The organism is Nocardioides sp. NPDC006303, assembly GCF_040613175.1.
Taxonomy (GTDB): domain Bacteria; phylum Actinomycetota; class Actinomycetes; order Propionibacteriales; family Nocardioidaceae; genus Nocardioides.
The window spans coordinates 49,358-66,673 of the sequence record NZ_JBEXRR010000007.1 but is presented as its reverse complement, the minus strand read 5'-3'; the positions used below and the strand labels follow the sequence as shown (position 1 = coordinate 66,673).

The window sequence follows — 17,316 nt, the reverse complement described above, 5'->3', positions numbered from 1 at the left end:
CGGGTCAGGGCCCTGGGTGCCAGGCTCGGCCGAGTGCGATCTCGTGGGAGGCGAGGGCGGCGGCGGGATCGGCCCCGAGGCCGACGCAGAACGTGACGCCCATCGGGACCAGCACCTCTCGGACCGGGTCGGCGAACTCGACGAAGTGGTTGGCCAGGTCGAGGGTGATGTAGCCGTGGACGTAGCTCCACATGGCTCCGGCGGCCGCTCTCGGGTTCTCGATGGTGAGGTCGCCGGTGGTGCTCAGCCGCGTGGCCGCCTCGACCACGTGAGCGTAGGCGGCGTTGAACGCGGGGGAGTGGCCGGCTCGCCGTTCGCCCTTGGTCGGGGTGGGCCGGTAGGTCGCCCGGGTGGAGAGGCCGAACATGGCGTCGTACAGGTGCGGGTTGGCCTGTGCGTAGGAGAGCGTGGTCAGCGCCATCGTGAACAGGTCGGCGATGGCGTCTTCGCTGGCACCGATCTGAGCGAATGCCTCGCCCAGCTGGTCGAAGCCGTGGTCCACCACGGCACCGAGCAGCTCCGGGACGCCGCCGAAGTAGTTGTAGACGACCATGCTCGACATGCCGGCCTTCGCGGCGACCGTCCTGGCCTTGATGGCCGAGGGGCCCTCCTCGGCGAGCATCGTGACGGCGGCGGCGATGAGTCGCTCCGGGATCCCGTTGGAGGGGCCGTCCGTCACCGTGGAATTCCTCGACATGGCCGTCATCGTCCCAAACCGGCGTCGGGGATGTGCGACATGGCGTGCTCGGCCAGCGCTGTGATCGTCAGGGCAGGGTTGACACCGGGGTTGGCGGGAAGGGCGGCGGCGTCGCAGACGACCATGTTCCGGTAACCGAACACCTGCATGTCGGCGTCGACGACTCCGGTGGCCGGGCTCGTGCCGACCACGGCGCCGCCGAGCACGTGGGCCGTCATCGGCCGGTTGCCGAACACCTCGAAGACGCTGCTCTGCGCGACGCCTCCGGTGCGCTGGGCCAGCCACTCAGCGACCCGGTGGCCTGCGTCGATGTACGTCGGCGCGGGCCGTTCGGTGTCGCGCCCGGTGGTGAGCCGATATCCCCTCCCCAGAAGTCGCCGCCTCGCGACGAACCGGATCGCGTTGTCTCGCGGCTGCATGACCAGCATCATCAAGGTGCGTGCCGACCAACCCGATCGCATCGTCGAGAACCAGCGGCGTGGGTGGCGCGCCACGGTGCGGAGCCAGGTCGACAGGCGCCGTACGCCCCGGCCCTCGCCCACCAGGACCGTGAACATCAGGCGCATGAAGTCGCCTCGCGGCCCATAGGTGAGGAACTCGATCTGGGTGTCGCCGTCGAGGACCACCCGGCTGCTCGCGGTGACGTCGCGCCAGGTGCCGACGTCCTCGGGGAGCAGGACGGAGAGCACGGCCTCGCTGTTCGTACGCGCGAGGTGGCCCAGGCGGTCGCTGAGCGCGGGAAGTGCTCCACGGTGCTTGCAGTCCGCGAGGAGAGCATTGGTGCCCACCGCACCGGCGGCGAACACGACCCCGCGCGTGGTGATGCTCGTGCGGCGGCCGCCCCGGCCTCCGGAACCGCGGGTGGTGATCCGATAGCCGTCGCTCCCATCGGCCGCCCCGAGCGGAGTCACGTCGACCACCTCGCGCTCCGCGAAGACCTGGGCACCGTGCTTCTCGGCGAACCAGAGGTAGTTCTTGGTGAGCCGGTTGGCGGCACCGGTACGGCACCCGGTCATGCACTGTCCACAGCGGGTGCAGCCGGTGCGGTCCGGGCCCTCGCCACCGAAGTAGGGATCCGGCACCGTGACGCCCGGCTCGCCGAAGAAGACCCCGACCGGAGCCGCCGAGAAGCTGCCGCCGAACCGGTCGGCGACCTCGCGGGTCAGCCCGCTCGTCACCGACTCCCACGGAGTCGTGCTCGCCCCGAGCATCCGCTCCGCCGTGACGTAATGAGGCTCGAGGACCTCCTCCCAGCGGGCCGGCCGCGGCCATTGCGGGTCGGCGAAGAAGTCCTCGTGCGGGCGGAACAGGACGCCGCCGTACACGAGGCTTCCGCCGCCGACCCCGGTCTGAGTGGAGCTGAACACGTGGCGGAAGAGCACGTTGCGCATGATCCCGCGCAGCCCGACCCTCGGCGCCCAGACGAAGCGACGGCTGTCGGATGCCGACGCGGGCAACTCGTCGTCGGCGTACGCGCGGCCGCGCTCGAAGACCGCGACGCGGTGGCCCTTCTCGGCCAGCCGCAGTGCGGCGACGCTCCCGCCGAAGCCCGAGCCGACCACGACCCAATCATGGTCCAGCGGGGGATGGGTGGTGCTGTTCATGGTGGCTCCTCGGGGTTGTGACATCAGAATAACTTCGTTATCGTTGTGAGGACAAGGGTTGCACGAACGCCCTCACCGCATTCGCAACGGAGACCGGTCATGACAGAAGAAGTACGAGGCAACCTCGAGATCGAGGACCGCGGCGCGGTGCTGGTCGCCCGCGTCGATGGTGGCCCGCTGGGGCTGTTCGGCAACGACATCGCCGAGCAGCTCGACACGCTCATCGACCGCGCGGACGGCGATCCGGCGATCCAGGCGGTCGTGTTCACCGGCACCCACCCGGACCGCTTCGTCTCGCACGCCGAGGTGCGCTGGCTCCAAGAGGGCGGGGCCACCGTCCCGTCGGTCGGCGTCCGGGGCGCCTCCGCCCTCGCCCACACGGCGCGCGGGGTGAACCGGGCCGGCGGGCTGAAGGCGGCGTTCGGCAGGACACCGCTGTGGCCGGCGGTCCAGCTGGAGCGGGTGCACCAGACGTTCCTCAAGATGAACCGCAGCGGCGTCGTCTTCGTCGCGGCCCTGAACGGGTCGGCGCTCGGTCTCGGAGCCGAGTTCAGCTGGGCCAACGACCTGCGGGTCATGGCCGCGGGGGACTACGTCATCGGCCAGCCGGAGGTCCTGCTCGGGATCATGCCCGGTGGCGGTGGCAGCCAGCGGCTTCCGCGGCTGGTGGGCAACCACAAGGCGCTGCTGGCGATCCTTTCCGGCGAGCCGTTCACACCTGCGCAAGCGCTGGAGATCGGCGCGGTCGACGACGTCGTGGCGCCGGACCAGGTGCTCGACCGGGCGATCGAGCTGGCCGAGCACCTGGGATCGCGACCGAAGACGTCGCGCGCGGCGATCAAGCGATCGGTCTACTTCGGCGGCTCGGCCGGGCTGGAGGAGGGGCTGCACGTCGAGCGCTCCGAGTTCCTCGCCACTGCGCTCTCCGACATCGGCCAGGAGCTGATGCTCGACTACATGGCCAACACTGACGCGAGCGGCGAGCTGCCCCTGTACCAGCCCGGAGTCTTCGAGGAAGTGCTCCAGGCGGGCAACACCCGTGGTGCCGGTGCCGCGGACAAGGTGGCCCGGCGATGAGCGGCCACACCGTCACCCGTCACGACGTCGGCTTCGACTCGGCCGGCGACACCTGCGCCGCCTGGCTCTTCCTGCCCGACGGCGTCACCAACCCTCCGGTGGTGATCCTCGGGCACGGCCTCGGCGCCACCCGGGAGATGCGCCTGGACGCGTTCGCCGAGCGGTTCGCCCAGGCCGGGATCGCGGCACTGGCCTTCACCTACCGCCACTTCGGTGACTCAACCGGACAGCCCCGGCAGCTGCTGTCGATCAAGCGGCAGCTGGCCGACTGGGACGCCGCTATCGCCCACGTCAAAGGGCGCTCTGACGTCGACGGCACTCGCGTCGCGGTCTGGGGAAGCTCGTTCGGCGGCGGTCATGCCATCGTCGTCGCCTCCCGCCACCCCGAGCTGCGCGCGGCGGTGTCCCAGTGCCCGTTCACCGACGGCCTCGCGTCGGCCCGGGCCCTCGGCCCGGTCGGCACGATGCGGCTGCTGCCCACCGTCGCTCGCGACCTCGTCGCCGCGACCCTGCGGCGGGACCCTGTGCTCATCACGCTCGCTGGGGCGCCGGGGGAGAAGGCCCTGATGACCGCCCCGGACGCCCTGCCCGGCTACCTCGCCCTCGTCCCGGAGGGCGCCGGCTTCGTCAACGAGGCCACCGCCCGCGTCGCCCCCACGATCACCCGGCACCGTCCGGGCAAGGTCGCCAAGGACGTACGGATGCCGATCCTCTTCTGCATCTGCGACCACGACTCCGTCACGCCGCCCGACGAGACGCTCGCCTACGCGCGCACGGCGCCTCGCGGCGAGATCAAGCGGTACGACGCCGGCCACTTCGACATCTACCTCGGTGACGCGTTCGAGACCGTCGTCGCCGACCAGACCGAGTTCCTCACCCGTCACCTGAAGGCCTGAACCATGACGTTCTCCACCATCATCGACCGGCGCGCCACCGACAACCCGACCGGTCCAGCGATCGCCGACTCGTCCCAGCGACTCACCAACGCCGAGCTCCTCGACCTGGTCCGTGCCGGTGCGGCGCATCTCGCCGAGCTCGGCGTCGGTGCCGGGGACGTCGTCGCGCTCAAGCTCACCAACCGCGTCGAGTTCGTCGTGCTGCTCTTCGCCGCATGGCGACTGGGAGCGACCATCACACCTGTCAACCCGGCCCTGACCGACTCCGAGGTCGCCCGGCAGCTCGACGACTCCGGCGCGAAGCTGCACGTCATCGAAGACGGCGCCCGCCCGATCGGTGACGTACCCGCTCTCGCGGTCTCCGACCTGCGCCGGGAGCCCGTGCAAGAGCAGGTCGCGTCGCCGGTCGCGGACGGTGCGCTCCTGGCGCTGCTGATCTACACCTCGGGCACCACCGGCGTACCCAAGGGGGTGATGCTCGACCACGCCAACCTGGAGGCCATGACCGCCATGGGGCGCGATGCGCTCGAGGTCGGTCCCGAGGATCGCTGCCTGCTGATCCTGCCGCTCTTCCATGTCAACGGCATCGTCGTCAGCATCCTCACCCCACTCCTCGTCGGCGCCAGCGTGGTCATCGCGGACCGGTTCAACCCGCACACGTTCTTCGACACCGTCGAGAAGGAGCGCCCGACGTTCTTCTCCGCGGTGCCCACGATCTACAGCATGCTCGCCGCGCTTCCCGACGACGTACGACCAGACACGAGCTCGGTCAGGTTCGCGGTCTGTGGTGCCGCCCCGGCGTCGGCCGACCTGCTCGCCCGGTTCGAGGACCGCTTCGGCTTCCCGCTCATCGAGGGATACGGACTTTCCGAAGCCACCTGCGGCTCCACGATCAACCCGGTCGGCGGCCCGCGCAAGGCGGGAACCGTCGGGCTGCCGTTCCCCGGCCAGGAGCTGCGCATCCTGGGCGCGGACGGCAAGCCGGTGCCGCCCGGCGAGAACGGTGAGGTCAGCGTCCGCGGAGCCAACGTCATGCGCGGATACCTGGGCCGTCCGGACGACACCGCCGCCGTGATCAGCGACGGCTGGCTCTCCACCGGCGACCTCGGCCACGTCGACGAGGACGGCTACCTCACCATCGTCGGCCGGTCGAAGGAGATGATCATCCGAGGCGGCGAGAACATCTACCCGAAGGAGATCGAGGACGTCCTCGCCGGCGACCCGACCGTCCTCGAGGTCGCGGTGATCGGGCTGCCCGACGAGAAGTGGGGAGAGGTCGTGGTCGCCTTCGTCCAGGCCCGCCCGGGCGCGACGGTCGACGTCAAGGCGCTGATGTCGAGGTGTCGGGAGCAGCTCAGCGGCTACAAGCGACCCACCGCGATCCATGTGCTCGACGCCCTGCCGAAGAACACGGTGGGCAAGCTCGACAAGCGGGCCCTTCGCAACCAGCGAGGGCGGGGCGTGCCTGTAGATTCTTCTCTGTGAAGAGGCCTCGAAGTTCCCACCGCTCACCTGGATTCGAATCGGCTGGTGAGCGGGCCTGATGGACAGCCAGACGTTCCTCAGCCTCGGGCTGGTGCTGGTGTTCGTGCTGGTCGGCGGCGTCTTCGCCGCGACCGAGCTGGCGCTGGTGTCGCTGCGTGAGAGCCAGCTGACCGCGCTCGAACGCAAAGGCTCGCGAGGAGCACGGGTGGCGGAGGTGGCCCGCGACCCCAACCGCTTCCTGGCCGCGGTGCAGATCGGCGTGACCGTCGCCGGCTTCCTCTCCGCGGCCTACGGCGGGTCGGCGATCGCTCCCGACGTCGCGCCCTACCTCGAGCGACTCGGCCTGACCGAGGCGCTGGCCGAGACCACGGCGCTGATCGTGCTGACCCTGTTCATCGCGTATCTCTCGCTGGTGCTGGGCGAGCTCGTGCCGAAGCGACTGGCGCTGCAGAAGGCCGCCGGCATCTCGCTGGCCGTCGCGCCCGTGCTGGACAGGTTCGCCACCGTGATGCGGCCGGTGATCTGGCTGCTCTCGGTCTCCACCGACGCCGTCGTACGGCTGCTCGGCGGTGACCCCAAGGCCTCGGCCGAGCAGGTCTCGGAGGAGGAGCTGCGCGAGATGGTCTCCACCAACCGGGACCTCGAGGAGGACGAGCGCCGGATCCTGCGCGACGTGTTCGCCACCACCGAGACGACGCTGAGGGAGGTGATGCGTCCGCGTGGCGACGTCACCTTCATGCCCGCCTCGATGCCGCTTCCCGCGGCTGCCGAGACCGTGCGTGACCTGCCCTACTCCCGTTACCCGGTGACCGGGGAGGGCTTCGACGACATCCTCGGTTTCCTGCACGTGCGCGACCTGCTCGGTGTCGTCGCGACGGACGAGCGCACGATCGGGGACATCTGCCGCCCGGTGCTCTCGCTGCCGGGGAGCAAGCGGGTGATCCCGTCGGTCGCCACGATGCGCGAGGGCGGCACCCACCTGGCGATGGTCGTGGACGAGTACGGCGGCACCGACGGCATCGTGACCCTCGAGGATCTCGTCGAGGAGATGATCGGCGACATCCGTGACGAGTACGACCACGGTGAGGCCCGCATCCGCGACCACGGTGACCTGTCCCGCATCGACGGCGCGATGACGATCGAGGACTTCGCGGACACCACCGGCATCGAGCTCGAGGACGGCGCGTACGAGACCGTCGCGGGCTATCTCATCTCGCGGCTGGGGCACATCCCGCAGGTCGGGGAGGTGCTGGCGCTCCGGGACGGCACCCTGGAGGTGACCGCCCGGAACGGCAACCGCATCACCGAGATCGCGCTGCGCCCCGAGGCGTCACCTCCGGCACCGGAGTGAGGACGGTGCCGTCGGCGAGCCAGCGGTCGAGGTTGTCGAGGGTCAGCTGCTCCATGGCGGCACGCGTCTCGACTGTGCCGCTGGCCAGGTGCGGGAGGAGCACCACGTTGTCGAGGTCGATCAGCTCAGCCGGGACCGCGGGCTCCTCGGTGTAGACGTCGAGGCCGGCGCCGGCGATGCCACCCTCGAGGAGCAGCTCGACCAGTGCATCCTGGTCGACCACGGAGCCACGCGCGATGTTGATGAGATAGCCCTCGGGGCCGAGCGCCTCGAGCACCTTGCGGTCGACGAGGTGCTGCGTACCGCTGCCGCCGGAGGTGGCGAGGACCAGGATGTCGACGTCGGCAGCGAGCTGCGCGGGGGAGGCGGCGTAGGTGTAGGGAGAGCTGGGGACCTCGCTGCGGGAGTGATAGGAGATCGGGCAGCCGAACGCCTCGAACCGGGTTGCGATGGCCTGGCCGATCCTGCCCAGACCCAGGATCCCGACCCGCTTGCCCGAGATCTTGCGGGTCAACGGAAAGTTGCCGGCTTCCGGCCACTCGCCACGGCGTACGAACCGGTCGGCCGCACTGAGCTGGCGCAGGGTGTCGATCGCGAGGCCGATCGCGGTGTCGGCCACGCAGTCGGTCAGCACGTCGGGGGTGTTGGAGACCAGTACGTCACGTGCGGCCGCGGCCTCGACATCGGTGGTGTCGTAGCCGACCCCGAAGTTGACGACGGCGCCGAGCGCGGGCAGCTGCGCCATCAGGTCGGCCGGTACGCCGGCACGCCCGGTGGTCACCACAGCGCCGATCGAGGACCCGTGCTCGGCGAGGAAAGCGGCGCGGCTGTCGTCGTCGGGCAGCACCAGGGCGTCGTAGCGGTCGGTGAGGGTGGCGGCCAGCGACGGCTTGAGCGGTCCTACCTGGAGGATGCGGCGGGTCACGGTTTCTCCTGTCGGTCGGGTGGCCGTCAGATGACGGTCTTGACGAGGGTGGTCAGCTCCGCCAGCTCGTCCTCGGTGAGGTCGGTCAGCGGGGGACGTACGGGACCGGCCGGACGGCCGGCGGCGGTGAGACCGGCCTTGACGATCGAGACGCCGTAGCCGGCTCCGCGGTCGCGGATCGCGATGTAGGGGACGACGAAGTCGCGGAGCCGGGCGAGCACCTCGTCGTGGTCGCGGTTGCGGACGGCGGTGTAGAACTCGACCGCCCACTGCGGCGCGAAGTTGAAGATCGCCGAGGAGTAGGTGCTGACGCCGAGCTCCAGATAGGGCAGGGCGTACGTCTCGGCGGTGGGCAGGCCCCCGACGTAGAGCAGACGGTCGCCGAGGCGCGCGTTGAGGGTGGCGAGCAGGTCGATGTCGCAGACGCCGTCCTTGAAGCCGATGAGGTTCGGGAACTCCTTGGCGAGACGGACGATGGTGTCGGCGTCGTAGCGGGCGTTCGCGCGGTGGTAGACGATCACGCCGAGCGAGGTCGCCGAGCAGACGCGGGCGACGTGCTCGTACAGTCCGCGACCCGGCAGTTCGGTGAGGTAGGGCGGCAGCAGCAGGATGCCGTCGGCGCCGTCCGCCTCGGCGCGCTGCGCCATCGCGACGGCCTGGGAGGTGCCGTAGCCGGCCGCGCCCATCACCGGGGTGCTGTCTCCGACCTCCTCGACGGTGGCCCGGAGGACCCGGGACACCTCGTCGTGGGTCAGCGAGAAGAACTCACCGGTGCCGCCGGCGGCGAAGAGGCCGGCGACGTCGAAGCCGCCGAGGTGCTGCAGATGGGCGCGGTAGCCGTCCTCGTCGAAGGCGTAGTCGGCGGTCGCGTGCGTCACCGGGAACGACAGCAGGCCGGCGCCGAGGGCGTCACGGAGCTCGGTGGGGGAGTAGCGGCCCATGGGGTCTCCTCAGGGGGTTCGATGACGTCGGAGATCCCGAGGCTAGGTAGCGGAAGCGATACGCGTCCAACATCGTGACGGCATCGTTCGATGCCCCATGGGCATTGGCCGACGTGCTTGACGTCACACAAAACTCGCTCGTACGGTTCATCCACGAATGACAACGACGTCCACATATGTAGACGTCGCCGATCGACTGGAGGAACAGTCGCATGAACTTTCGTCCTTCGCTGCGGTCCCGCTTCGGACTCGCAAGCGCCTCGCTCATGGCTGTCTCGCTCACCCTCTCGGCATGTGGCGTCGCCAACTCCGACAGTGCCGGCGCCGCCGCTGACACGGTCCGGATCGTGCTCCCGCAGGAGCCGCCGACCCTCGAACCGTGCGATGCCAACCTGACCTCGACGGGCGTCGTCGTGCGCTCCAACATCACCGAGCCGCTGGTCGAGCGCGACCCCGCCTCCGGCGAGCTCCAGCCGCTGCTCGCCACCGAGTGGAAGCAGACCGAGCCGACCAAGTGGACCTTCACCCTCCGCGAGGGCGTGAAGTTCTCCGACGGCTCCGCCTTCGACGCCGAGGCCGCCGCGCACTCCATCGACCGCGCGGTCAACGGCACCTTCGGCTGCAACGTCGAGGGGTACGTCTTCGGTGACGACGACCTCCAGGTCAAGGCCGTCGACGCCACCCACCTCGAGCTGACCACCGCCGAGGCCGACCCGATCCTCCCGCTTCGTCTCTCCTTCATCGAGGTCGTGCCCCCGTCGACCAGCGACACCGCCAAGGTGCGCGAGCCGATCGGCACCGGCCCCTACAAGATCGAGGACTGGCAGAACGGCACCAAGCTGACCCTCGCGGTCAACGACACCTACTGGGGCGACGCTCCCGCCTTCAAGAAGGCGGAGTACCAGTGGCGTGAGGAGGGCAGCGTACGCGCCGCCATGATCACCAACAACGAGGCCGACATCGCCACCGGGCTCGCGCCCGAGGACCTCTCCGGCGACGCCGCGGTCCGCTACCCGAACAACGAGACGACTGCGCTGCGGTCGACCGGGACGTACGCTCCGCTCGACGACATCCGGGTGCGCCAGGCGATCAACTACGCGATCGACCGCGAGTCCATCGTCGACAGCCTCTTCGAGGGCTACGCGGACGTCGCCTCCCAGCTGGTGCCCGAGGGCGTCGTCGGCCACAACCCGGACCTGAAGGCGTGGCCGTACGACCCGGAGAAGGCCAAGTCGCTCATCGCCGAGGCGAAGGCCGACGGGGTACCGACCGACACCAAGATCCGGCTGATCTCCCGCAACGGCCTCTTCCCCAAGGTCGGCGAGACCGTCGAGGTCGTCCAGAAGGCGCTCGAGGACATCGGTCTCAACGTCTCGATCGAGATGATGGACACCGCCGCGTCGGTCGAGTACCAGTCCCGCCCGTTCCCCGAGAACACCGGGCCGTACATCATCCTCGTCCAGCACGGCAACCAGGCCGGTGACGCCCAGTTCTCCGTCGACCAGTACATGCTCAGCGACGGCGCCCAGTCGACGTTCGGCATCTCGGAGTTCGACGCCCAGATCGGGGCCGCCGACAAGGCCGAGGGCGATGACCGCCAGGCCGCGTTCGCCGGCATCTTCGCCGACGAGCCGGAGAAGGTCTCCCAGTTCGCCTACATCGCGCACATGACCGGGATCATCGGCGAGTCGGACAACGTCGAGTACGAGCCCAACTCGGCGACCGGCGACGAGATGCGCGTGACCGAGATGAAGCCGGCCAAGTGACCCCGGCCGCGACTCACCCAGGAGGTCATCGATGGTGACGTTCCTCCGCAAGCGAGCCCTCACCTCGCTGCTGCCGCTCGTCGTGGTGCTGCTCGGAGTGTTCTTCCTGGCCCGCCTCACCGGCGACCCGGCCAGCCTGTACCTGCCGGAGAACGCCACAGAGACCCAGAAGGAGACCTTCCGCGAAGTCAACGGCCTCGACCTGCCGGTCTGGCAGCAGCTGATCGACTACCTCCAGGGCATCCTCCGCCTCGACTTCGGTACGTCGCTGAGCACGGGTGAGTCCGCGGCCGCCATGGCATTGCGGGCCTTCCCCGCGACGCTCCAGCTGGCGATCACCACGATGCTCATCGCGGTCGTCCTCGCCGTCGTGATCGGCTCGTGGGCGGCGTACCGTCCGAACTCGCTGGCCGACCGGTTCGCGTCGTTCCTGTCGATGACGGCCGCGAGCGTCCCCGACTTCTGGCTCGCCATCATGGGGGTCTGGGTCTTCGCGGTGATGCTCGGAGTGCTGCCGACCTCGGGCGTCGACGCCGGGCTGCTGTCGTGGGTCCTGCCGATCGCGACCCTGCTGCTGCGCCCCGTCGGCGTGCTCACCCAGGTGGTGCGCGGCGCGATGGTGGCGGCCCTGTCCGCGCCGTACGTCCGGCTGGCACGCAGCAAAGGTGCCGACAGCCGTCGCGTCGTCGCGCACCACGCCCTGCGCAACGCCGCTGCCCCGGCGCTGACCGTGGCCGGCGACCTGGCGGTCGGGCTGGTCAACGGTGCCGTGGTCGTGGAGTCGATCTTCGGTTGGCCCGGCATCGGCAAGCTGATGATCGACTCGATCATCGGCCGCGACTTCGCCATCCTGCAGGCGGCCGTGCTGCTCACCGCGGTGACGATCTTCCTGCTCAACATCGCCATCGACATCTGCTACGCCCTGCTCGACGCCCGTGTGCGCGACAAGGCGATGGTGTGAGAGAGGAGAACCGATGAGCTCCACCACCACCGACTCTGTTGAAGCCCCGAGCCGCTCCGGCAAGGTGAGCTACTGGCGGATGCTGCTGCGCGACAAGGTCGCGACCGTGGCCGCCGTGATCCTCTGCTTCATCCTGCTCGTGGCGGTCTTCGGGCCGGTCCTGCTCGGCAGCGAGGCCAACGCCCAGGACCTGACTCGAGGCAACAAGGCACCGCTCGAGCTCGATGGCTGGCTCTACGTGCTGGGTACGGACTCGCTCGGTCGCAGCATCCTGGCCCGGATCGTCGTCGCGACCCGGACGACTCTCGGCGTGGCCGTCCCGGCGGTGCTGATCTCGCTGGTCGTGGGCTCGGTGATCGGCATGTGGGCCGGCTACCACCGCGGCTGGCGCGAGACCCTCGTGATGCGGATCGCCGATGTGATCCTGAGCTTCCCGTCGCTGCTGATGGCGGTCGTCGTGCTCTACGTCTACTCGCCCAGCCCGCGCAACATCGTCATCGTGCTGGCGATCACCCGCATCCCGATCTACCTGCGCACCGCGCGGGCCGAGTCGGCCGAGCTGCAGAGCCGGGTCTTCGTCGACGCGGCTCGTACGTTCGGGGCGGGGAGCTTCAGCATCATCCGCCGTCATGTCTTCCCGATCGTGCTGCCGACGCTGCTGACGGTCGCCACGCTCGACTTCTGCTACGTCATGCTCGCCGAGTCGTCGCTGAGCTTCCTCGGCATCGGCATCCAGGCACCCGACGTCAGCTGGGGTCTGATGGTCGCCCAGGGGCAGAACTACCTGCAGACCGCATGGTGGCTTTCGTTCTTCCCGGGCCTGGCCATCGTGATCGCGACGGTGTCCGCCGCAGTGCTCGCCGCCTGGGTGCGGCTGGCCACCGATCCCGCTCAGCGGTGGCGGCTCACCGTCCCGCGGCGGCAGCGTCGCCGCGCCACCCCGACCGTCACCCCGACCGTCACTCAGACCGCTACGGAGGACGCCCAGTGACCAGCACTCTGACCGAGAAGGCCATCGCCCTCGACGTCGACGGCATGAGCGTCGACATCCGTACGCCCCATGGTGTCGTCCGCGCCGTCGACAAGGTGACCTTCCAGGCGCGCCGGGGCGAGACCCTCGCGCTGCTCGGGGAGTCGGGCTGCGGCAAGTCGATGACCGCCACCGCGGTCGTCGGCCTGCTGGAGCCGGTCGCCGATGTGACCGAGGGTGCCGTCCGCATCACCGGTGAGGGCGGCACCACCGAGCTGCGGAATGCCTCTGCGAGGCGGCGGCGCGACATCGCCGGCAAGGAGCTGGCGATCGTCTTCCAGGACGCCCTCACCGCGCTCAACCCCGTCTACACCGTGGGTACGCAGCTGGCGGAGCCGTTCCGGATCCACCGTGGCCTGTCCAAGAAGGCCGCCCGCAAGGAGGCCATCGAGCTGATGCGCCGGGTCGGCATCCCCGAGCCGGAGACCCGGGTCGACTCCTATCCGCACCAGTTCTCCGGCGGCATGCGCCAGCGGCTGCTGATCGCGATCGGCGTGGCGCTGTCGCCGGCAGTGCTGCTCGCCGACGAGCCGACCACCGCGCTCGACGTCACGGTCCAGGCCCAGATCATGAGCCTCCTCAAGGACCTGCGCGAGGAGCGCGACATGGCGGTCGTGCTCATCACCCACGACCTAGCCCTGGTCTTCGAGCAGGCCGACCGGGTCGTGGTGATGTATGCCGGCAACGTGGTCGAGCAGGGCCTGGTCGAGGAGGTCTTCGGCGCCCCGAAGCACCCCTACACCGCCGGCCTGCTGGAGTCGGTGCCCGTGCACGCCGAGCGCGGTGCGGAGCTCAAGTCGATCGGCGGTTCGCCGCCCGAGCTCGCCGCGATCCCGGCCGGCTGCGTCTACCAGGACCGCTGCCCGATCGCGCGCGACCGCTGCCGCGAGGAGCGGCCCGCGGCCCGCGAGGTCGCCCCCGGCCACCTGTCCGCCTGCCACTTCCCCGACGAGGTGAACCGATGAGTGAAGCACCGCTTCTCGAGGTCAGAGACCTCACCAAGATCTTCCCGGTACGCCACGCCGGCAAGCGCAAGGAGCTGCGAGCTCTCGACGGCGTCACCCTCGACCTGCACCGGGGCGAGACGCTCGGCCTGGTGGGGGAGTCCGGCTGCGGCAAGTCCACGCTGGCCCGCACGCTGCTCATGCTGGAGACCCCCGACGGTGGCTCCGTACGCTTCGACGGGGTCGACCCGACGACGACCAGGGGCGCGGACCTGCTGGCGTTCCGGCGCCGGGTGCAGATGGTGTTCCAGGACCCGTTCGCCTCGCTCAACGCCAGGATGTCGGCGGGCGACATCGTGAGCGAGCCGTGGCGTACCCACACCGGTCTGCACAAGACCTCGCGTGAGCGGGCGGCCCGAGTGCGGGAGCTGCTGGACCTCGTCGGGCTGCGGCCCGGCGACGCCGGGAAGTATCCGCAGGAGTTCTCCGGCGGCCAGCGGCAGCGTCTGGGGATCGCCCGCGCGCTCGCGCTCAACCCCGACGTGATCGTCTGCGACGAGCCGGTCTCCGCGCTCGACCTGTCGGTGCAGGCACAGGTGCTGAACCTGCTCAACGACCTGCAGCAGGAGCTCGGGGTGGCGTACCTGTTCATCTCGCACGACCTGTCGGTGGTGCGGCACGTCGCCGACCGGGTCGTGGTGATGTATCTGGGCCGGATCGTCGAGCAGGGTGAGACCGAGTCGACGTTCGAGCGGCCCCAGCATCCCTACACCGGGGCGCTCCTGTCGGCTGCGCCCTCGCTCGACCACGAGCGCCGGCGCGAGCAGATCATCCTGTCCGGCGAGATCCCCTCGCCGCTCAACCCGCCGTCCGGCTGCCGGTTCCGGACCCGCTGCTGGAAGGCGACCGACGAGTGCGCCACCGCGCTCCCGCCGCTCGCCATCGACCCGGTCGACGGTGGTCACACCGCGGAGTGCTTCCATCCACTCGGGGCGGACGAGCAGGAGCTGGCCGCAGCCCAGGCGGGCTGATGGGGCTCTCGCTCGGGTCCTTCGCGCTCGTCGCGGTCGCGGTCGTCCTGGCCTCGGCGCTCCAGGCCTCGATCGGCTTCGGCATGGGCATGCTCGCCGCCCCGGTCGTCGCCCTGGTCGATCCGGGACTGCTGCCCGGGACGCTGGTGATGCTGGCCTTCGTGGTCACGGTCATGGTCGTCGTCACCGAACGGCAGCACATCGACCTCGGCGGCACCGGGTGGGCACTGTTCGGCCGGGTGCCCGGGACGATCGCGGGCGCGCTGCTCGTCGCGGCGCTGCCCGAGCGGGGCCTCGCGCTGCTGCTGGCCGGCGTCGTGCTGGTCGGCGTCGCCCTCAACTCGCTGGGCTGGCAGCCGCGGCCGGTACGCCGCAACCTCGTCACCGCGGGCGCGGCCTCGGGGCTGCTCGGCACCGCCACCTCGATCGGTGGACCGCCGATGGCGCTGGTCTGGCAGCAGAAGCACGGTGCGGTGCTGCGCAGCTCGATGAGCTCGTTCTTCCTCGTCGGCTCGGTGCTGTCGTTCCTCGCGCTGGCTGCCACCGGGTCCGTCGACCAGCGCACCCTGCTGGTCACCGCGGCGCTCGTGCCGGCTCCGTTCGTCGGATGGGGGCTGTCGCTGCTGCTCAACCGGGTGATGTCGCCGGTGCGGCTGCGGCGTACGGCGATCGCGGTGTCGATCTTCGGCGCCGTCGTGCTGGTGGTCGACCAGCTCCTCGGCTAGCTCCTCGTCACCGGGTTGCGCAGCGGCCGGCCCTCGGCGAGCGCGTCGACGTTGTCGGTGATGTCCTGCGCGCGCCCGGCGAACACCTCGGCGGCGTGTCCCGACTGGTGCGGGGTCAGCACGACGTTGGGCAGCTCGGTGAAGTCGAGGTGCGAAGGCGGGGGAGCGTCGGGGTCGCGGGGGTTGCGCCACCACACGTCGATGCCGGCCCCGGCGATCGTGCCGGCGGTGAGCGCGTCGTGGAGCGCCTGCTCGTCGACGACAGCGCCGCGGGCGACGTTGACCAGGACGGCGCTCGGCCGCATCGCGGCGAGGGCGGCGGCATCGATGAGCCCGCGGGTCGCATCGCTCAGCGGCACGGTCACGACCGCCACGTCGGCGGCGGCCAGCAGGTCGGGCAGGGCCGAGTCGGGGCCGACCCAGTCCAGCTCGACGCCCTCGGGCAGCGGGGCGTCGGGGTTGCGGCGTACGGCTCGGACCTTCATCCCCATCGCGGATCCGAGCCGGGCGACGCTGGAGCCGATCTCGCCGAAGCCGACGATGCCCAGGGTGCGGCCGGCCAGTACGCCGCCGAAGGGGTAGTCGCCGGAGACGATCGCGTTGCTCCACACGCCGCGGCGCATGTCTGCCTCGGACCGCAGGACGCCGCGCAGCAGCATCATCGACACCATCATCACGTGCTCGGCGATGGAGCGGCCGTGGTGGTAGGTGTTGGCCAGGCGTACGTCGCTGGGCAGCGCCGTGAGCGGGATCCGGTCCACGCCGGCACCGGTCACGTGCACCAGCCGGAGCCGGGGCATCGTGGCGAGCAGTTCCGGCGTCGTCGAGGAGCAGACCAGCACGTCGGCGGTCGCGGCGGCCTCGGCGAGCCGAGGGTCGTCTCCCCAGGCGAACGTCCACTGGTGCGGTGAGGCGCCCTTCCGGGTCAGCACGTCGGTGAACCGGGCCATGATCGGCTCGGTCACCAGCACGTTCAGCGGCGTCGTGGGAGAGGTCGAAGGCACGTCCGCGATTGTGTCACGCGTCTACATCCGTGGACAAGGTTTGATATATGAGGTCAAGTCCAGGTCAGAGAGCTGCGGATCGGGCCGACCACACGGACGATCCGGTCCGCCGCCTGGCGCAGGGCGGCGATGACCTCGGCCTCTCGCTCCGGGGTGAGCCGGGCGATCGGGATGGACGCGCTGATCGCGTCGGAGACCGGCTCGTCGTAGTCCAGGGCGACGGCGATGCAACGCAGCCCGAGGGTGTTCTCCTCGTTGTCGATCGCGTAGCCGCGCCGGCGGGTCGCGTCGAGCTCGGCGGCCAGTGCGCCCCGGTCGGTGAATGTGTGCGGAGTGAGCGGCGCGAGCTCGGCCGGCAGGTGGTCGGCGACCTCGTCCTCGGGCTGCGCGGCCAGGACCGCCTTGCCCAGCGAGGTGGAGTAGGCGGGCAGCCTGCGGCCGACGCGGCTGTAGGGGCGGAGATACTGCAACGACTCGCGGGTGGCGAGGTAGACCACGTCGGTGCCGTCGAGACGGCCGAAGTGGAAGGTCTCGTCGAGCTGCTCGCGGAGCTCGACGAGGAACGGGGTCACCTGGGGCAGGTAGGGGTCGGTGTCGAGGTAGCTGGTGCCGGCCAGCAGGGCCCGGATGCCGATGCCGTAGAGCGTGCCGGTCGCGTCGCTGCGTACCCAGCCGTGCTTGGCGAGCGTACGGAGCAGGGCGTGCAGGCTGCTGCGGGGGACCCCGAGCGCCTCGCTCAGCTCGCGCAGCCGCACCGGGCGGTTCTGGCGCGCGGCGAGGAACTCGAGGATCTCGACCGTGCGGGCGGCGGACTTCACCTCGCGCACCCCTCCGGTCGTTGCATCGGGCGCGGCAGTGTCGTTCATGTCCGCAGGGTAA

The 17,316-nt window shown here is 70.3% G+C and carries 16 protein-coding genes; 10 read left to right on the top strand and 6 right to left on the bottom strand.

Annotated elements, in window-relative coordinates; translation table 11 throughout:
• Positions 1-4 precede the first annotated feature (4 nt).
• Complete coding sequence (locus tag ABZY89_RS07970; RefSeq protein WP_355226127.1) at positions 5-679, bottom strand: TetR/AcrR family transcriptional regulator; 675 nt, start codon at positions 677-679, stop codon at positions 5-7.
• A 23-nt stretch (positions 680-702) separates the two neighbouring features.
• Positions 703-2,301 carry a GMC family oxidoreductase gene (locus ABZY89_RS07965; RefSeq protein WP_355226125.1) on the bottom strand — a complete coding sequence of 533 codons (1,599 nt, stop codon included), beginning with the start codon at positions 2,299-2,301 and terminating at the stop codon, positions 703-705.
• 99 nt (positions 2,302-2,400) lie between these two features.
• On the opposite strand from ABZY89_RS07965, the gene ABZY89_RS07960 reads away from it, so the two are divergent.
• The 4 genes from ABZY89_RS07960 to ABZY89_RS07945 are packed head-to-tail and all read left to right on the top strand — an operon-like array spanning position 2,401 to position 7,110.
• The gene (locus ABZY89_RS07960) at positions 2,401-3,378 is read left to right on the top strand and encodes an enoyl-CoA hydratase/isomerase family protein (RefSeq protein ID WP_355226123.1); all 978 of its coding nucleotides are present in this window, start codon (positions 2,401-2,403) and stop codon (positions 3,376-3,378) included.
• The gene (locus ABZY89_RS07955) at positions 3,375-4,274 is read left to right on the top strand and encodes an alpha/beta fold hydrolase (RefSeq protein ID WP_355226121.1); all 900 of its coding nucleotides are present in this window, start codon (positions 3,375-3,377) and stop codon (positions 4,272-4,274) included. Before ABZY89_RS07960 ends, ABZY89_RS07955 begins: the two co-directional genes overlap by 4 nt.
• 3 nt (positions 4,275-4,277) lie before the next feature.
• Positions 4,278-5,759, top strand: coding sequence for an AMP-binding protein (locus ABZY89_RS07950; RefSeq protein ID WP_355226119.1), 1,482 nt, complete (start codon positions 4,278-4,280; stop codon positions 5,757-5,759).
• 58 nt (positions 5,760-5,817) lie between these two features.
• Positions 5,818-7,110, top strand: coding sequence for a hemolysin family protein (locus ABZY89_RS07945; protein ID WP_355226117.1), 1,293 nt, complete (start codon positions 5,818-5,820; stop codon positions 7,108-7,110).
• Here the strand turns inward: ABZY89_RS07945 and ABZY89_RS07940 are convergent.
• Together ABZY89_RS07940 and kdgD are read right to left on the bottom strand one after the other, a co-directional pair.
• A complete protein-coding gene (locus tag ABZY89_RS07940) occupies positions 7,061-8,035 on the bottom strand; it encodes a 2-hydroxyacid dehydrogenase (protein ID WP_355226115.1) in 975 nt (324 codons plus the stop codon). The two genes, ABZY89_RS07945 and ABZY89_RS07940, sit on opposite strands and share 50 nt — an antisense overlap.
• 26 nt (positions 8,036-8,061) lie before the next feature.
• Positions 8,062-8,976 (bottom strand): 5-dehydro-4-deoxyglucarate dehydratase, encoded by a 915-nt coding sequence (kdgD, locus tag ABZY89_RS07935; protein ID WP_355226113.1) that lies wholly within the window; start codon positions 8,974-8,976, stop codon positions 8,062-8,064.
• Positions 8,977-9,188: 212 nt separating this feature from the next.
• Here kdgD and ABZY89_RS07930 point away from each other — a divergent pair, with 212 nt between their 5' ends.
• From ABZY89_RS07930 to ABZY89_RS07905, 6 genes are read left to right on the top strand one after another with little or no spacing between them, the layout of a single operon-like run.
• Positions 9,189-10,742 carry an ABC transporter substrate-binding protein gene (locus tag ABZY89_RS07930; RefSeq protein ID WP_355226111.1) on the top strand — a complete coding sequence of 518 codons (1,554 nt, stop codon included), beginning with the start codon at positions 9,189-9,191 and terminating at the stop codon, positions 10,740-10,742.
• 31 nt (positions 10,743-10,773) lie between these two features.
• Positions 10,774-11,703 carry an ABC transporter permease gene (locus ABZY89_RS07925; protein WP_355226110.1) on the top strand — a complete coding sequence of 310 codons (930 nt, stop codon included), beginning with the start codon at positions 10,774-10,776 and terminating at the stop codon, positions 11,701-11,703.
• Between the two features lie 13 nt (positions 11,704-11,716).
• A complete protein-coding gene (locus ABZY89_RS07920; RefSeq protein WP_355226109.1) occupies positions 11,717-12,694 on the top strand; it encodes an ABC transporter permease in 978 nt (325 codons plus the stop codon).
• A gap of 44 nt (positions 12,695-12,738) precedes the next feature.
• Positions 12,739-13,698, top strand: a complete 960-nt coding sequence (locus tag ABZY89_RS07915; RefSeq protein WP_355226323.1) for an ABC transporter ATP-binding protein — start codon at positions 12,739-12,741, stop codon at positions 13,696-13,698.
• Positions 13,695-14,708 carry a dipeptide ABC transporter ATP-binding protein gene (locus ABZY89_RS07910; RefSeq protein ID WP_355226107.1) on the top strand — a complete coding sequence of 338 codons (1,014 nt, stop codon included), beginning with the start codon at positions 13,695-13,697 and terminating at the stop codon, positions 14,706-14,708. The genes ABZY89_RS07915 and ABZY89_RS07910 overlap by 4 nt, the downstream gene beginning before the upstream one ends.
• The gene (locus ABZY89_RS07905) at positions 14,708-15,433 is read left to right on the top strand and encodes a sulfite exporter TauE/SafE family protein (RefSeq protein WP_355226106.1); all 726 of its coding nucleotides are present in this window, start codon (positions 14,708-14,710) and stop codon (positions 15,431-15,433) included. The genes ABZY89_RS07910 and ABZY89_RS07905 overlap by 1 nt, the downstream gene beginning before the upstream one ends.
• Here the strand turns inward: ABZY89_RS07905 and ABZY89_RS07900 are convergent.
• Complete coding sequence (locus ABZY89_RS07900) at positions 15,430-16,437, bottom strand: 2-hydroxyacid dehydrogenase (protein WP_355226104.1); 1,008 nt, start codon at positions 16,435-16,437, stop codon at positions 15,430-15,432. The two genes, ABZY89_RS07905 and ABZY89_RS07900, sit on opposite strands and share 4 nt — an antisense overlap.
• A gap of 53 nt (positions 16,438-16,490) precedes the next feature.
• Entirely contained in the window at positions 16,491-17,303 is an 813-nt protein-coding gene (locus tag ABZY89_RS07895) for an IclR family transcriptional regulator (RefSeq protein ID WP_355226102.1), read from the bottom strand.
• Positions 17,304-17,316 lie beyond the last annotated feature (13 nt).

Coding starts and splice junctions, on each gene's coding strand:
- kdgD (WP_355226113.1), bottom strand. CDS start 8,976: ATGGGCCGCTACTCCCCCACCGAGCTCCGTGACGCCCTCGGCGCCGGC.
- ABZY89_RS07955 (WP_355226121.1), top strand. CDS start 3,375: ATGAGCGGCCACACCGTCACCCGTCACGACGTCGGCTTCGACTCGGCC.
- ABZY89_RS07925 (WP_355226110.1), top strand. CDS start 10,774: ATGGTGACGTTCCTCCGCAAGCGAGCCCTCACCTCGCTGCTGCCGCTC.
- ABZY89_RS07915 (WP_355226323.1), top strand. CDS start 12,739: ATGAGCGTCGACATCCGTACGCCCCATGGTGTCGTCCGCGCCGTCGAC.
- ABZY89_RS07910 (WP_355226107.1), top strand. CDS start 13,695: ATGAGTGAAGCACCGCTTCTCGAGGTCAGAGACCTCACCAAGATCTTC.
- ABZY89_RS07920 (WP_355226109.1), top strand. CDS start 11,717: ATGAGCTCCACCACCACCGACTCTGTTGAAGCCCCGAGCCGCTCCGGC.
- ABZY89_RS07945 (WP_355226117.1), top strand. CDS start 5,818: ATGGACAGCCAGACGTTCCTCAGCCTCGGGCTGGTGCTGGTGTTCGTG.
- ABZY89_RS07950 (WP_355226119.1), top strand. CDS start 4,278: ATGACGTTCTCCACCATCATCGACCGGCGCGCCACCGACAACCCGACC.
- ABZY89_RS07930 (WP_355226111.1), top strand. CDS start 9,189: ATGAACTTTCGTCCTTCGCTGCGGTCCCGCTTCGGACTCGCAAGCGCC.
- ABZY89_RS07905 (WP_355226106.1), top strand. CDS start 14,708: ATGGGGCTCTCGCTCGGGTCCTTCGCGCTCGTCGCGGTCGCGGTCGTC.
- ABZY89_RS07895 (WP_355226102.1), bottom strand. CDS start 17,303: ATGAACGACACTGCCGCGCCCGATGCAACGACCGGAGGGGTGCGCGAG.
- ABZY89_RS07960 (WP_355226123.1), top strand. CDS start 2,401: ATGACAGAAGAAGTACGAGGCAACCTCGAGATCGAGGACCGCGGCGCG.
- ABZY89_RS07965 (WP_355226125.1), bottom strand. CDS start 2,301: ATGAACAGCACCACCCATCCCCCGCTGGACCATGATTGGGTCGTGGTC.